General features: G+C 63.1%; 10 protein-coding genes. 8 read left to right on the forward strand and 2 right to left on the reverse strand.

Annotated features, from left to right (window positions below; translation table 11 throughout):
• Positions 1-93: 93 nt before the first annotated feature.
• The 5 genes from rplA to rplL all read left to right on the forward strand — a co-directional run bounded on the left by rplA (position 94) and on the right by rplL (position 4,551).
• A complete protein-coding gene (gene rplA / locus AC1MCA_RS15935) occupies positions 94-801 on the forward strand; it encodes a 50S ribosomal protein L1 (protein WP_108599516.1) in 708 nt (235 codons plus the stop codon).
• A gap of 130 nt (positions 802-931) precedes the next feature.
• Positions 932-2,077 (forward strand): GNAT family N-acetyltransferase, encoded by a 1,146-nt coding sequence (locus AC1MCA_RS15940; RefSeq protein ID WP_479799071.1) that lies wholly within the window; start codon positions 932-934, stop codon positions 2,075-2,077.
• 8 nt (positions 2,078-2,085) lie between these two features.
• The gene (locus tag AC1MCA_RS15945; protein WP_479799073.1) at positions 2,086-3,204 is read left to right on the forward strand and encodes a GNAT family N-acetyltransferase; all 1,119 of its coding nucleotides are present in this window, start codon (positions 2,086-2,088) and stop codon (positions 3,202-3,204) included.
• A 296-nt stretch (positions 3,205-3,500) separates the two neighbouring features.
• Positions 3,501-4,097, forward strand: coding sequence for a 50S ribosomal protein L10 (rplJ, locus tag AC1MCA_RS15950; RefSeq protein ID WP_479799075.1), 597 nt, complete (start codon positions 3,501-3,503; stop codon positions 4,095-4,097).
• Between the two features lie 76 nt (positions 4,098-4,173).
• On the forward strand, positions 4,174-4,551 hold the full coding sequence (rplL, locus tag AC1MCA_RS15955) for a 50S ribosomal protein L7/L12 (RefSeq protein WP_354146221.1): 378 nt from the start codon (positions 4,174-4,176) through the stop codon (positions 4,549-4,551).
• 137 nt (positions 4,552-4,688) lie between these two features.
• On the opposite strand, the gene AC1MCA_RS15960 is transcribed toward rplL, so the two are convergent.
• Both AC1MCA_RS15960 and AC1MCA_RS15965 read right to left on the reverse strand, forming a co-directional pair.
• Positions 4,689-5,186: an aminoacyl-tRNA deacylase gene (locus AC1MCA_RS15960; RefSeq protein WP_479799077.1), complete on the reverse strand. Its 498-nt coding sequence runs from the start codon at positions 5,184-5,186 to the stop codon at positions 4,689-4,691.
• On the reverse strand, positions 5,186-6,385 hold the full coding sequence (locus tag AC1MCA_RS15965; RefSeq protein WP_479799079.1) for an acetyl-CoA C-acetyltransferase: 1,200 nt from the start codon (positions 6,383-6,385) through the stop codon (positions 5,186-5,188). Before AC1MCA_RS15965 ends, AC1MCA_RS15960 begins: the two co-directional genes overlap by 1 nt.
• Before the next feature lie 266 nt (positions 6,386-6,651).
• On the opposite strand from AC1MCA_RS15965, the gene AC1MCA_RS15970 reads away from it, so the two are divergent.
• The 3 genes from AC1MCA_RS15970 (at position 6,652) to AC1MCA_RS15980 (ending at position 14,968) form a co-directional block, all read left to right on the forward strand.
• The gene (locus AC1MCA_RS15970) at positions 6,652-7,122 is read left to right on the forward strand and encodes a hypothetical protein (protein WP_479799081.1); all 471 of its coding nucleotides are present in this window, start codon (positions 6,652-6,654) and stop codon (positions 7,120-7,122) included.
• Between the two features lie 321 nt (positions 7,123-7,443).
• Positions 7,444-10,962, forward strand: coding sequence for a DNA-directed RNA polymerase subunit beta (rpoB, locus tag AC1MCA_RS15975; protein ID WP_108600689.1), 3,519 nt, complete (start codon positions 7,444-7,446; stop codon positions 10,960-10,962).
• A 106-nt stretch (positions 10,963-11,068) separates the two neighbouring features.
• Positions 11,069-14,968, forward strand: coding sequence for a DNA-directed RNA polymerase subunit beta' (locus tag AC1MCA_RS15980; protein WP_479799083.1), 3,900 nt, complete (start codon positions 11,069-11,071; stop codon positions 14,966-14,968).
• The last annotated feature ends 160 nt before the right edge of the window (positions 14,969-15,128 follow it).

The raw sequence follows: 15,128 nt of genomic DNA on the forward strand, positions 1-15,128 counted from the left end.
ATGTTGGAATCCGGATATATCAGTCGGATGACCAACTTGTGGCAGGGCCCAGCGCGGTCCGCAGACCACAACTGCACAAGGAGAAACAGCAGCATGGCAAAGCGCAGCAAAGCATATGAGGCAGCAGCCGCCAAGATCGACGCGGAGAAGTTCTACGCGCCGTTCGAGGCAGTAACCCTCGCCAAGGACACCAACCCGTCCAAGTTCGACGCCACCGTTGAGGTCGCTTTCCGTCTGGGCGTTGACCCGCGTAAGGCTGACCAGATGGTCCGCGGCACCGTCAACCTGCCCCACGGCACCGGTAAGGTCTCCCGCGTTCTCGTCTTCGCAACAGGCGACAAGGCTGAGGCAGCAATCGCTGCCGGCGCCGACTTCGTTGGTTCCGATGACCTGATCGAAAAGATCGCAGCCGGCTGGACCGACTTCGACGCCGCCGTCGCCACCCCTGACCTCATGGGCAAGGTTGGCCGCCTCGGTAAGGTCCTGGGTCCGCGTAACCTGATGCCGAACCCGAAGACCGGCACGGTGACCGCCGACGTCGCCAAGGCTGTCAACGACATCAAGGGTGGCAAGATCGACTTCCGCGTCGACAAGCACTCGAACCTGCACTTCATCATCGGCAAGGTTTCCTTCGATGCCCTGAAGCTGGCCGAGAACTACGCAGCAGCACTGGAAGAGGTCCTTCGCCTGAAGCCGTCCGCTTCCAAGGGCCGCTACATCCAGAAGGCTACCGTTGCCACCACGTTCGGCCCCGGCATCTCCGTGGATCCCAACGTCACCAAGGTCCTGACCGAGGTCTAATCCTCCACCAGTTCCCGCTGCCGGATCCGTCCGGCACAACCAAGGACCGCCCGGCATTGCGCCGGGCGGTCCTTGGGTTTAAGCCGGACGGTCCTTCGGTTTAAGCGGACGCACTCACTAGGCTGGGGTCATGACCGGTCAGCACCTGGTGATCACCGCCGTCGCAATTCCTGCAACGCCCGACGCCGGGACGCACCCTGGTGCCCGGGTCTCCGGAGTTTCCGGTGGCGTCGCCAACGGAGACGGCCGAAGCCACCTCCACGCCTACCAGGCGATCCGCGAAGCGGACGAACTGGACAAGTGGGGCGACCTGGACCGTTGCCCTACCTTCAGCGAGAGCCTTGAGTACTGGCGGGGGAGCGAGTACGAGGAGAGGCAGCTTTTTATAGCACAGCTGGGCCAGGAAACAATCGGCGCCTGCTCAGTCACGCTGCCGCTGCGCGAGAACACCTACACAGCCGGCATTTCGGTGGACGTGACGGCTGCTTACCGGCGCCAGGGCTGGGGCAGCCGGCTGCTGGCCCACGCGGAGGCTGTGGCGATAGAACACGGCCGAACGTCCCTTGATGCCTACTGTGAGCTCCCCGCGGCGGCGGTGGATCAGGCGGCCCGGCTGCTGCCTGCCAAATCGGGGGCCGGTGGGTTACCCGCCGATGTCCCCGCGGTCGCCTTTGCGGCCAGTGCAGGCTACGAGCTCGAGCAGGTGGAGCGGGCCAGCCGCCTGGCCCTTCCGCTTCGACAGGGCCACCTCGAGTCACTGGAGGCGGAGGCATCCATCCGGGCAGGCGGTTACGTCATGGTGGGCTGGGGGGACACCTGCCCTGAAGATCTGGTGGATGCGTACGCGGCCCTCAAGGCCCGCATGAGTTCGGACGTTCCGATTGCCGGGTTGGGCTGGGAGGCGGAGGTCTGGGATGCGGCCAGGCTACGCCATGAGGAGCAGGCGAACATCCGCGGCGGGGTGCAGACCCAGGTCGCGGCGGCGCTGCACACGACCAGCGGCGAACTTGTCGCCTATACGGTGCTGAACTGGCGGCCGGGGGTCCCCGGGTCCATCGCCCAGCAGGACACCCTGGTGACCTCCGAGCACCGTGGAAAGAGGCTGGGGCTGCTCATCAAAGCCGCGAATCTGCGGGCGGCCCACCAGCGTTGGCCCGCGGCGCGCTCGGTGCTGACATGGAATGCGGTGGAAAACCGGCATATGCTGGCGATCAATACTTTGCTTGGCTTCCAACCTGCTGGTTATGAGGGCGAATGGCAGAAACGGCTGGGATGAGGCCCCATATGGCAAAAGACGTACGGATCGAACAGCTGTGGATCCCGGACTCACTGGACGCGCCCGAGGCGGCGGATTTCCTGGCCGCCGTCGAGGTGGGCCGCAAGGTCCGGATGCAGACGTGGGGGAGCGATGACCTGGCCTACACGCCGCTGGAAAAGCTCCTGGAACTGGCGGATCCGTACGAGCGCCAGATCATTCTGGTGGCCAAAGTGGACGGCCAGATCGTCGGGACCGTGGACATCGCCCTCCCGCTGACAGAGAACCTGGACATGGCGGAGTTTACGTTGGACATCCTGCCGGAATTCCAGCGGCAGGGAGTGGGCCGGAAGCTGCTGCACGAGGCCGAACACCTGGCCAGGAGCGAGGGCCGCACCTCGATCCTGGTGGACACCAACCATCCCGGCGCGTCCTTGCACGAGTTCGAGAGGGCCCAGCTGGTGCCGGGCTCGGGCCAGGGGTTTGTGCCCCTGGAAAGCCGTGAGGTCGAATTTGCGCAGCGGACCGGCTATACCCTGCAGCACATCGAGCAGTTCAGCTCCTGCACCCTGCCCCTGGACACCAAGCTGGTGGCCGATCTCCAGGCGGAAGCTGATGATGCCAACAACGGCCGCTACCGGCTCCACCACTGGACCGACCGCTGCCCCGATGAGTGGCTCGAAGCCGTCGCCGTTCTCGAGAACCAGGCGGGCGCCGACGTCGATCCTTCCCTGAAGACTCCTGTTGAACAGGACATGGTGTTCGACGGCGCCATCCTCCGTGAGGCGGAAGAGGTCACCATCGCGCAGGGACGGCGGACGGTGGTCACCGCCGTCGAACATCTCGCCAGCGGGGCACTGGTGGGCCTGACCACCATCAGCGTCCTGGCCCACCGCCCCGACGTGGTCTTCCAGGATGACACCCTGGTCCTGCAGGCCCACCGCGGCAACAAACTGGGCCTGCTGATCAAGCTGGCCAACATGGAGCGGCTCACCGAGCAGTTCCCGGACGCCCGCGTCATCTACACCTGGAACGCCCCGGAGAACAGGTACCTGCTGACGGTCAACCAGCAGCTCGGCTTCACCACAGCCGGGGTGACGGGGATCTGGCAGAAAGAACTCCCGTCCTTGAAGTCAAGCGTCAGCTGAGGCCGATTTGGCGGGACGGCGGCACGTCCCGTAAGCTTGAACTACCAAAGACCGTCGGTTGTTGGAAATCCATTCTCCTGAACACAGCTCAACTCTGCAGTTGTGCGCTGGAGGCCAAATGTATTTCTGGACGAAGGACCCTGAACATAGGGCGGCCGGCGCAGGTGAACGAAGCAAACGCTCCATGGCATCAGCCATGTTGAGCCAAGCCCCGTGCATCTGCGCGGGGCGTTTTTAGTTTTAGCTCACTTGAGCGGGGACCGTCGAATACCGGCACTATCCCCGGAAGGAGGGTTATGGCAACGCCTACAAAGGTTTCAGCAGTAGCTGAGATCACTAACGATTTCAAGGAATCGAACGCCGCTGTCCTGACCGAATACCGCGGGCTCACCGTTGCACAGCTCAAGCAGCTGCGTGTTTCTCTCGGCCAGGACACCAAGTTCTCGGTCGTCAAGAACACCCTGACCGCCATTGCAGCCAAGGAAGCCGGTGTTGAAGCATTCAACGACCAGCTCTCCGGCCCCACTGCAATCGCGTTCATCAAGGGTGACGCAGTTGCCGCTGCCAAGAGCCTGACGGATTTTGCCAAGGCCAACAAGCAGCTGGTCATCAAGACCGGTTACTTCGAGGGCAAGGCATTGAACGCCAGCGAAGTTGTCGCACTGGCAGCGCTCGAGTCCCGCGAGCTGCAGCTCGCCAAGGTTGCAGGCATCCTCAAGGCACCTGCTGCCGCGGCTGCACGCATCATTGACGCTCTGCGCCTCAAGCTTGAAGAAGAGAACGGTGCACCGGCAGCTGCCGAGGCTCCTGCCGCTGAAGAAGCTCCCGCCGAAGAGGCTCCCGCCGCAGAAGCTGAGGCCCCGGCCGAAGCTCCCGCTGCCGAAGAGAAGTAACTTCTCTTTACCCACCAGACTCCGGTGTTAAAGCGGCCTAGGCCGCTGAACACCACCTATAGGAAGGACGCCAACCATGGCGAAGCTCACCAACGAAGAGCTCATTGAAGCTTTCAAGGAACTGACCATCATCGAGCTCTCCGAGTTCGTCAAGCTCTTCGAAGAGACCTTCGAAGTTACTGCTGCTGCTGTTGCTGTTGCAGGCCCCGCCGGTGGCGGCGCTGCAGAAGAAGCTGAAGAGAAGACCGAATTCGACGTCGTTCTCGAAGCTGCCGGCGACAAGAAGATCGCAGTGATCAAGGAAGTTCGCGCTATCACTTCCCTGGGCCTGAAGGAAGCTAAGGACGTTGTTGACAGCGCTCCGAAGGCTGTCCTCGAAGGTGTCACCAAGGAAGCTGCCGAGAAGGCTAAGGATCAGCTCGAAGCTGCCGGCGCCCGCGTTACCATCAAGTAACTCACGCCGCTTCACGGAAAACCCCGTCCACTTCGGTGGACGGGGTTTTCCTGTCTTAACCCAGTCCTTCAACCCAACGCGGGGTCACTTAATGCCCGAAAAATGCCGGTTATCGGGCCGAAAGTGACCCCGCGTTGCTAGGCCGGGTCGCTGATATCCGCGACCACGGCACCCAGGGCCGCGGTGAGGGCGTCCGCCTGAACAAATGCGCTGTAGCCGTGCTCCCCGGCGCCCATGGAGATACGGCGGCCGGCCACGGTGGCGTCCGCGTACACGGGCCAGGCGGTGGTGCTGCCGAGCGGGGTGATGGTGCCGCGCTCGTAACCGGTTGCGGCAAACGCCACGTCAGCCGGTGGCAGCGACAGCTTGCTAACTCCCACCAGGTTCCGGAGCTTCGGCCACGAGATCTGCCGGTCTCCCGGGATCAGCGCGAACAGGAACGTCCCGTCCTTGTGCTTGACCACCAGGGACTTCACGATCTCCGCGGGTGTTATGCCCAGGATGGCAGCTGCTTCCGCCAGGCTCCTGGCGGCCAGCCGCTCAACGATCTGGACCTCCAGGCCGCGCGCTGCGGCGTCCGCCAGGAAACGCTGACGTCCGACGGCGGTGCTCCCGTTACCGGCCTGCCCCACCATCAGTCCCGGTACAGCAGGAGGGCTTCGCCCTGCCCGCCGCCTCCGCACAGGGAGACCGCGGCTTTGCCGGTGCCGCGCCGTTTGAGCTCGTGGGCGGCGTGCAGGGCCAGCCTGGCGCCGGATGCGCCGATCGGGTGGCCCAGCGCAATGGCACCGCCGTGGATGTTGCACTGCTCCAGCGGGTAGTCCAGATCCTTGAGCGACTGGACGGCCACGGACCCGAAGGCTTCGTTGATTTCGATGAAGTCCAGGTCAGCGGTGCTCCAGCCGGCTCGCGCCAGGGCATCCTTGATCGCGTTTGACGGCTGGGAGTGGAGTGAATTGTCCGGCCCTGCCACCTGCCCGGGCTTTCCGAGGACGGCCAGGTATTCCAGTCCGTTCTCTTCGGCAAACCGGCGCGATGCCAGAACCAGTGCGGAGGCGCCGTCGGACAGGGGAGAGGAGTTGCCGGCCGTGATGGTGCCGTCCGTGACGAACGCGGCGCGCAGCCCGGCGAGGGATTCGATGGACGTGTTGGGCCGTACACCTTCGTCTGCGGAGACGACGATGGGATCGCCCTTGCGCTGCTTGACGCTGATCGGTGCGATCTCGTCGTCGAAGATTCCGTTCTTTGCCGCAAGCGCGGCGCGCTGGTGCGACTGGGCTGCCACGTTGTCCTGCGAGGCGCGGTCGATCCCCAGCGCGAGGTTCCTGGTTTCGGTGGACAGGCCCATGGACTGGCCATCGAAAGCGTCGGTGAGGCCGTCATGGGCAGCCACGTCCAGGGCCTGGATGGCGCCGTAGGTCCAGCCCTGCCGTGAGCCCGGGAGCAGGTGCGGGGCTCGGGTCATGGATTCCTGGCCGCCGGCCACCACCACCGTGGCATCGCCGCTGCGGATCAGCCGGGCGGCGTCAATAACGGCGGTCAGCCCGGACAGGCACACCTTGTTGATGGTGACGGTGGGAACGTTCCAGCCGATGCCGGCGGCGATGGCGCTCTGGCGCGCCGGGTTCTGGCCGGCGCCGGCCTGCAGCACCTGGCCCATGATCACGGCGTCCACCTGGCCGGCGTCGACGCCGCTCGCGGCAACCGCGGCTTTGATCGCATGTGCACCGAGTTCGACGGCGGTGAAGCCCGCCAGTTGCCCGTTGAGCCGGCCCTGCGGTGTGCGTACCCCGGCCAGGATGACAACGTCAGTGTCGTCTGTGGAATTGCCCATTGTTATCTTCCAACCCTCGTTGTGTTGTTCGATCTGATCCTCTGTAGCCCAAGGCTATCGTGATCACCGTCACCTAATGACTCAAACGCCGGGGCCGTGCAGTGCATTCCGACCCCGCTCGGGAGAGGGCCTCGGGGGAGAAGTACCCATGCACAGAATGTGCAGGACGTGGCTTGCGTGCGTAGGGTGGACGGCGACGACAACGCAGAACAGACAGCGCACAATAGACAGCGCGCAACAGCTATGGAACAACAGGGAGCAGCATCTTGAAGAAAATCCTCGCCGCGGCGGCCGTCGCTTGCCTCGCCGGACTGACCGGGTGCAGCGTTTCCACTCCCGCCCCGGACAGCACCACGGCGTCCCCGGCCCCTGCTGTTTCCGCCCCCGCAAGCACCCAGGCATCGCCGTCGCGGTATTCCACAGCGTCGGCTGCGCCCCAGGCCGGCGGGGCCAAGGAGGCATGCGAGCTGTTCAATTCCTTGTACGTCCAGTACCGCGCTGCCGGGAGCGATCCCGAAGCCCATGAGGACGTGTACCGGGCGGCACGCGATGTCAAGGATGACTACTCCGGGAACCTGAAGGCACTGTTTACCACCCTTGGCGCCCTCGCCATCGACCATTCGTCCGTTGCCGATACCGGCGGCCAGCCGGCCCAGGCATCCAAGGACGCCGTCCGCGACGCCGTCTTTGCGAACGCCGGCGCCTGCACCGCTGAGGGCGTCACGCTGACGCTCTGACGCTTCCGGTTGCGGCCTGTTTGAGGGAACCAGGCAGACAAAAAAACCAGTGCTTGCAAAAGGTGCTGAAGTGGGGTAGACACGTTAAGGGTTTTGCCGTATCGTAGATATTTGCGTCTTCCCTGTTTACCTTCAGCCTTCATATAGCGGTGGGCTTTGCCTGGCAGCTGACTATTAACGTGCCGTCAACAACGTCACACAATGGTCAGACCGGGCCCCGGGTCATATAGCGGAACCGGATGGTAGCACTGCAGAGACACTCTGCAGGGTGCACAGCGGGGGAGATCTGAAAACGCCTGAAGGTCTGTGGAAGGATCCCTCTTGGTCGCCTCGAGCACCTCTAATGTAAATAACACTGCCACCGCTATCGCATCGAACACCACTGATGGTGCCACTCGCCGGCTCTCATTCGCAAAGATTCACGAACCTCTTGACGTTCCGAATCTGCTTGCCCTGCAGACAGACAGCTTTGACTGGCTGGTCGGCAATGAACGCTGGCAGGCACGCGTTGCGAAAGCTGTTGAAGAAAACGATCTCAGCGTAGCCACTTCGTCCGGACTCTCGGACATCTTTGAAGAGATCTCCCCAATCGAGGATTTCCAGGGCACCATGTCCCTGAGCTTCTCCGATCCGGAGTTCGCTGATCCCAAATACACCATGGCTGAGTGCAAGGACCGGGACGCAACTTACTCGGCTCCGCTGTACGTCAAGGCCGAGTTCATGAACAACAACACGGGCGAAATCAAGCAGCAGACCGTGTTCATGGGTGACTTCCCGCTGATGACCGAGAAGGGCACCTTCGTCGTCAACGGCACCGAGCGTGTCGTCGTCTCCCAGCTGGTCCGTTCACCGGGCGCCTATTTTGAGCGCACCGCTGACAAGACCAGTGACAAGGACATCTTCACTGCAAAGATCATCCCGTCCCGCGGTGCATGGTTTGAACTCGAGATCGACAAGCGCGATCAGGTCGGGGTCCGCCTCGACCGCAAGCGCAAGCAGTCCGTCACGGTTCTGCTGAAGGCCCTTGGCTGGACCGAAGGCCAGATCCTCGAAGAATTCGGCCAGTACGACTCCATGCGCGCAACGCTGGAGAAGGACGCCACCGAAACCCGCGAAGACGCGTTGCTGGACATCTACCGGAAGCTGCGACCAGGCGAGCCGCCCACAGTCGAGGCTGCCCAGTCCCTGCTGGACAACCTGTACTTCAACTCCAAGCGCTACGATCTGGCCAAGGTTGGCCGTTACAAGATCAACCGCAAGCTTGGCATCGACCGGTCCCTTGGCGACAAGGAAGCTTCGGTCCTGCACGTTGAAGACATCGTTGCGATGATCAAGTTCCTCGTTGCCCTGCACGCCGGCGAAAAGACCCTCACGGGCAAGCGCGACGGCCAGGACCACGAGCTGCGCGTCGAGATCGATGACATCGACCACTTCGGCAACCGCCGCATCCGCGCCGTCGGCGAGCTCATCGAGAACCAGGTCCGCACCGGCCTGTCCCGTATGGAGCGCGTTGTCCGCGAGCGTATGACCACGCAGGACGTCGAGGCCATCACGCCGCAGACCCTGATCAACATCCGCCCGGTTGTTGCAGCCATCAAGGAGTTCTTCGGAACGTCCCAGCTGTCCCAGTTCATGGACCAGAACAACCCGCTTTCGGGTCTGACCCACAAGCGCCGTCTGTCCGCGCTTGGCCCGGGTGGTCTGTCCCGTGACCGCGCAGGCATGGAAGTCCGCGACGTTCACCCGTCCCACTACGGACGTATGTGCCCCATCGAAACTCCTGAAGGCCCGAACATTGGCCTGATCGGTTCGCTGGCTTCCTACGGCCGCATCAACCCGTTCGGCTTCATCGAGACTCCTTACCGTCTCGTCTCCGAAGGCGTTGTCTCCGATGAGGTCCAGTACCTCACCGCCGACGACGAAGCAGAGGTCCTGATCGCACAGGCCAACGCTCCGCTGGATGAGAACAAGAAGTTCGCCGAAGAGACCGTCCTGGTCCGCGCCCGTGGTGGTGGAGGCGAGCCTGTGCTCGTTCCCGCCGGCGAGGTCGAGTTCATGGACGTTTCCCCGCGCCAGATGGTGTCTGTGGCTACGGCCCTGATCCCGTTCCTGGAGCATGACGATGCAAACCGCGCGCTCATGGGTGCCAACATGCAGCGCCAGGCTGTGCCGCTGGTCCGTTCCGAGGCTCCCTTCGTGGGCACCGGCATGGAGCGCGCCGCCGCCGTCGACGCCGGTGATGTCACCATCGCCAAGAAGGCCGGTGTGGTCACCGAGGTCTCCGCTGAGCTGGTCATCGTGCTTAACGACGACGGCACGGAAACCAACTACCGCATCAACAAGTTCGCACGCTCCAACCAGGGCAACTGCTACAACAACCGCGTCCTGGTCAACGAAGGCCAGCGCCTCGAAGTCGGCGGCATCATCGCCGACGGCCCGGCAACGGACCAGGGCGAGCTCGCCCTCGGTAAGAACCTGCTCGTGGCATTCATGTCATGGGAAGGCCACAACTTCGAGGACGCCATCATCCTCTCGCAGCGCATCGTTGCCGAGGACGTTCTTTCCTCCATCCACATCGAGGAGCACGAGATCGATGCCCGCGACACCAAGCTTGGTGCCGAGGAAATCACCCGTGACATCCCCAACGTGTCCGAGGAAGTCCTGGCAGGCCTGGACGAGCGCGGCATCATCCACATCGGTGCCGAGGTCGAAGCCGGCGACATCCTGGTCGGAAAGGTCACCCCGAAGGGTGAAACCGAACTGACCCCGGAAGAGCGCCTGCTGCGCGCCATCTTCGGTGAGAAGTCCCGCGAAGTGCGCGACACCTCCCTGAAGGTGCCCCACGGCGAGTCCGGCACCGTTATCGGTGTCCGCGTCTTCGACCGCGACCAGGACGACGAACTGCCCCCCGGCGTGAACCAGCTGGTCCGCGTCTACGTGGCTGCCAAGCGCAAGATCACCGACGGCGACAAGCTCGCCGGCCGTCACGGCAACAAGGGTGTTATCTCCAAGATCCTCCCGATCGAGGACATGCCCTTCCTTGCCGACGGTACCCCCGTTGATATCGTCCTGAACCCGCTGGGTGTTCCGGGCCGTATGAACGTCGGCCAGGTGCTCGAAACGCACCTCGGCTGGGTTGCCAAGACCGGTTGGAAGATCGAAGGCGAGCCGGAGTGGATCAAGCAGCTGCCGAACCTGCCGCGCGAGAGTGGCCAGACCACTGTTGCAACGCCGGTGTTCGACGGCGCCCGTGAAGAAGAAATCACCGGCCTGCTGGACTCCACCAACGTGACCCGCGACGGCGACCGCCTGATCAACTCCTCAGGCAAGACCCGCTTGTTCGACGGCCGCTCCGGCGAGCCGTTCCCGGATCCGATCTCGGTCGGCTACATGTACATCCTGAAGCTCCACCACCTGGTGGACGACAAGATCCACGCCCGCTCCACCGGCCCGTACTCCATGATCACGCAGCAGCCGCTGGGTGGTAAGGCACAGTTCGGTGGCCAGCGCTTCGGTGAAATGGAAGTGTGGGCGCTCGAAGCTTACGGCGCCGCCTACACGCTCCAGGAACTGCTCACGATCAAGTCCGATGACATCCATGGTCGTGTGAAGGTCTACGAAGCAATCGTCAAGGGCGAGAACATCCCTGAGCCGGGCGTTCCTGAGTCCTTCAAGGTCTTGATCAAGGAAATGCAGTCGCTGTGCCTGAACGTGGAAGTACTTTCCACGGACGGAACCACAATTGAAATGCGTGACTCTGATGACGCAGTCTTCACGGCTGCGGAAGAACTGGGCATCGATCTGTCTCGTGCAGAGCCCAGTTCCGTAGAAGAGGTCTAGTCAGGGGGTGTACGACGGCGGGTGACCACCCGCCGTCGTACGCCACCTCCCTCTTCCCGTAACCCAAGACTTCAGAATTTAGAGAACAAGAGAGAACAGGGACCATATGTCCAGCGAATCCTCCTTCGGCCTCATGCAGATCGGCCTCGCCACCGCGGATGACATCCGTGGCTGGTCTTACGGCGAGGTTAAGAAGCCGGAAACCATCAACTACCGCACGCTCAAGCCCGAGAAGGACGGCCTCTTCTGCGAGAAGATCTTCGGCCCTTCCCGCGACTGGGAATGCTACTGCGGTAAGTACAAGCGCGTGCGCTTCAAGGGCATCATCTGCGAGCGGTGTGGCGTTGAAGTCACCCGCGCAAAGGTCCGCCGTGAGCGCATGGGCCACATCGAGCTGGCCGCCCCGGTCACGCACATCTGGTACTTCAAGGGTGTTCCGTCCCGCCTGGGCTACCTCCTTGACCTGGCGCCGAAGGACCTCGAAAAGGTCATCTACTTCGCTGCCTACATGATCACCAGCGTCGACGCTGATGCACGCCACGAGGAACTGCCCAACCTTCAGGTTGAGCACGACATCGAGAAGAAGCAGCTGATCGACAACCGCGACTCCGACATCGCCACGATCGCCCGTGACCTCGAAAACGAGATCGCGCGCCTCGAAGGTGAAGGTGCCAAGGCTGCCGACAAGAAGAAGGCCCGCGACTCCGCTGACCGCCAGATGGCCAACGTGCGTAAGCGCGCTGACGCTGAGATCGAGCGCCTCGAGCAGGTCTGGGACCGCTTCAAGAACCTCAAGGTCGCTGACCTCGAAGGCGACGAAGGCCTCTACCGCGAGCTTCGCGACCGCTACGGCATGTACTTCGAAGGCTCCATGGGTGCCGAAGCGATCAAGAAGCGTCTTGAGAACTTCGACATGCAGGCCGAGTCGGACCTGCTGCGCGACATCATCGCCAACGGCAAGGGCCAGCGCAAGACCCGCGCCCTGAAGCGCCTGAAGGTGGTCAACGCGTTCCTGACCACCAGCAACAGCCCGCTTGGCATGGTTCTGGACGCCGTCCCGGTGATCCCGCCGGAACTGCGCCCGATGGTCCAGCTGGACGGTGGCCGCTTCGCGACCTCTGACCTCAACGACCTCTACCGCCGTGTGATCAACCGCAACAACCGGCTCAAGCGACTGCTTGACCTGGGTGCTCCGGAGATCATCGTCAACAACGAGAAGCGCATGCTTCAGGAAGCCGTTGACAGCCTCTTCGACAACGGCCGCCGCGGCCGTCCGGTCACCGGACCGGGCAACCGTCCGCTGAAGTCCCTGAGCGACATGCTCAAGGGCAAGCAGGGCCGTTTCCGCCAGAACCTCCTCGGCAAGCGCGTCGACTACTCCGGCCGTTCGGTCATCGTCGTCGGTCCTCAGCTGAAGCTGCACCAGTGTGGCCTGCCCAAGCAGATGGCGCTGGAGCTCTTCAAGCCGTTCGTGATGAAGCGCCTGGTTGACCTCAACCACGCCCAGAACATCAAGTCGGCCAAGCGTATGGTCGAGCGTTACCGTCCGCAGGTCTGGGACGTGCTCGAAGAGATCATCACCGAACACCCGGTGCTGCTCAACCGTGCACCTACCCTGCACCGCCTCGGCATCCAGGCGTTCGAACCGCAGCTTGTTGAAGGTAAGGCAATCCAGCTTCACCCGCTGGTTTGTGGCGCCTTTAACGCCGACTTCGACGGCGACCAGATGGCAGTCCACCTGCCGCTGAGCCCCGAAGCCCAGGCTGAGGCACGCATCCTGATGCTGTCCTCGAACAACATCCTGAAGCCGTCCGACGGCCGCCCGGTCACCCTGCCTTCGCAGGATATGATCATCGGCCTCTACCACCTGACCACCAAGCGTGTCGGTTCAGCTGGCGAAGGCCGCGTCTTCTCGTCCGTTTCGGAAGCCATCATGGCTTACGACCTCCGCGAGCTGCACCTGAACTCGCAGGTCAAGATCCGCCTTGAAGGCTTCGTCCCGTACGCGGGCTGGGAAGCTCCGGAAGGCTGGGAGGCCGGCCAGCCGGTTCTCGTCCAGACCTCCCTGGGCCAGGTCATCTTCAACCAGACCCTGCCGGCGGATTACCCGTGGGTTGAGAACGTTGCAGACAAGGGCGAACTGTCCACGATCGTCAACGACCTCGCAGAGCGCTACCCGAAGGTGATTACGGCGGCAACGCTGGACAACCTCAAGGATGCCGGTTTCTACTGGGCCACCCGCTCGGGCGTTACCGTTGCCATCTCGGACATCGAGGTACCCAAGGACAAGCCGAAGATCCTCGCCGGCTACGAAACCATGGCTGCCAAGATCCAGGGCCAGTACGACAAGGGCCTGATCGACGACGACGAGCGTCGCCAGGAACTGATCGAGATCTGGAACAAGGCAACGAACGAGATCGCCCAGGCGATGCGTGACAGCCTGTCCCCGATGAACACCATCAACCGCATGGTGTCCTCCGGTGCACGTGGTAACTGGATGCAGGTCCGTCAGATCGCGGGTATCCGTGGCCTGGTGGCCAACCCTAAGGGTGAGATCATCCCGCGTCCCATCAAGTCCTCCTACCGCGAGGGCCTGTCGGTGCTGGAATACTTCATCGCCACGCACGGTGCCCGTAAGGGTCTGGCTGACACCGCGCTGCGTACCGCCAACTCGGGTTACCTGACCCGTCGCCTGGTGGACGTCTCGCAGGACGTCATCGTTCGCGAAGAGGACTGCGGCACTGAGCGTGGCCTGGTCACGCCCATCGCTGTCCCCGACGCCAACGGCGAGCTGGTTCTGGACGAGAACGTCGAGAACAGTGCCTACGCCCGTACGCTCGCTGTTGATGTTGTGGACTCCAAGGGCAATGTCCTTGCAGCCGGCGGCACCGACTGCGGCGACGTCGTGATCGCTGAGCTGTTCGCAGCCGGCATCACCGAGGTCAAGGTCCGCTCCGTACTCACCTGTGAGTCCAGCGTCGGCACCTGCGCACTGTGCTATGGCCGTTCGCTGGCCACCGGCAAGACCGTGGACATCGGCGAGGCCGTCGGCATCATCGCCGCACAGTCCATCGGTGAGCCCGGCACGCAGCTGACCATGCGTACGTTCCACACCGGTGGTGCTGTTTCCTCCAGCGGTGGCGACGACATCACCCAGGGTCTGCCCCGTATCCAGGAGCTCTTCGAAGCCCGTACTCCCAAGGGTGTTGCACCGATTGCTGAAGCAGCCGGCCGCATCACCATCGAAGAGTCCGAGCGCCAGATGCGCCTGGTTATCACGCCGGACGACGGAACCGAAGAGATCGCTTACCCGGTCCTTCGCCGTTCACGCCTGCTGATCGAGGATGGCGATCACGTCACCGTCGGCCAGAAGCTGATCAACGGACCGGTCGATCCCAAGCAGGTTCTGCGCATCATGGGCCCCCGCGCTGCACAGAAGTTCCTGGTGGACGAGGTCCAGGGCGTGTACCGCAGCCAGGGCATCGGTATCCACGACAAGCACGTCGAGGTTATCGTCCGCCAGATGCTGCGCCGCGTCACGGTCATCGAGTCCGGCGAATCGGATCTGCTGCCCGGCGAGCTCGCCGAGCGCAGCCGCTTCGAGGAGGCCAACCGCCGCGTTGTGTCCGAGGGCAAGACTCCGGCTTCCGGACGTCCGGAGCTTATGGGCATCACCAAGGCGTCCCTGGCCACCGAGTCCTGGCTGTCCGCAGCTTCCTTCCAGGAGACCACCCGCGTCCTGACGCAGGCGGCCATGGAAGGCAAGAGCGATCCGCTGCTCGGCCTCAAGGAGAACGTCATCATCGGTAAGCTGATCCCGGCCGGCACGGGTCTCCCGCGCTACACCGAGGTCACCGTGGAGCCCACTGAGGAAGCAAAGGCCAACCTGTTCACCGGCCCGAGCGCATTCAGTGACTTCTCGTACGACTCCCTGGGCGGCGACGGAGCTCCTGAGTTCCACGCCATCCCGCTGGATGACTACGATCTCGGTAACGACTTCCGCTAGCGGGCAGGGCGGGTCCCTACGTGTCGCGTTCCGCGCCACGTAGGGACCCGGACGCCCTGCCCTTCTAAAGCAACGCGGGGTCACTTAAGGCCCAATCCTCACCTCGGATTGGGCTCAGAGTGACCCCGCGTTGCTGTTTAACCCGCGTTGCTGTTCAAAG

The organism is Arthrobacter sp. BK1, assembly GCF_056680055.1.

Coding starts and splice junctions, on each gene's coding strand:
- rplA (WP_108599516.1), top strand. CDS start 94: ATGGCAAAGCGCAGCAAAGCATATGAGGCAGCAGCCGCCAAGATCGAC.
- AC1MCA_RS15940 (WP_479799071.1), top strand. CDS start 932: ATGACCGGTCAGCACCTGGTGATCACCGCCGTCGCAATTCCTGCAACG.
- AC1MCA_RS15945 (WP_479799073.1), top strand. CDS start 2,086: ATGGCAAAAGACGTACGGATCGAACAGCTGTGGATCCCGGACTCACTG.
- rplJ (WP_479799075.1), top strand. CDS start 3,501: ATGGCAACGCCTACAAAGGTTTCAGCAGTAGCTGAGATCACTAACGAT.
- rplL (WP_354146221.1), top strand. CDS start 4,174: ATGGCGAAGCTCACCAACGAAGAGCTCATTGAAGCTTTCAAGGAACTG.
- AC1MCA_RS15960 (WP_479799077.1), bottom strand. CDS start 5,186: ATGGTGGGGCAGGCCGGTAACGGGAGCACCGCCGTCGGACGTCAGCGT.
- AC1MCA_RS15965 (WP_479799079.1), bottom strand. CDS start 6,385: ATGGGCAATTCCACAGACGACACTGACGTTGTCATCCTGGCCGGGGTA.
- AC1MCA_RS15980 (WP_479799083.1), top strand. CDS start 11,069: ATGTCCAGCGAATCCTCCTTCGGCCTCATGCAGATCGGCCTCGCCACC.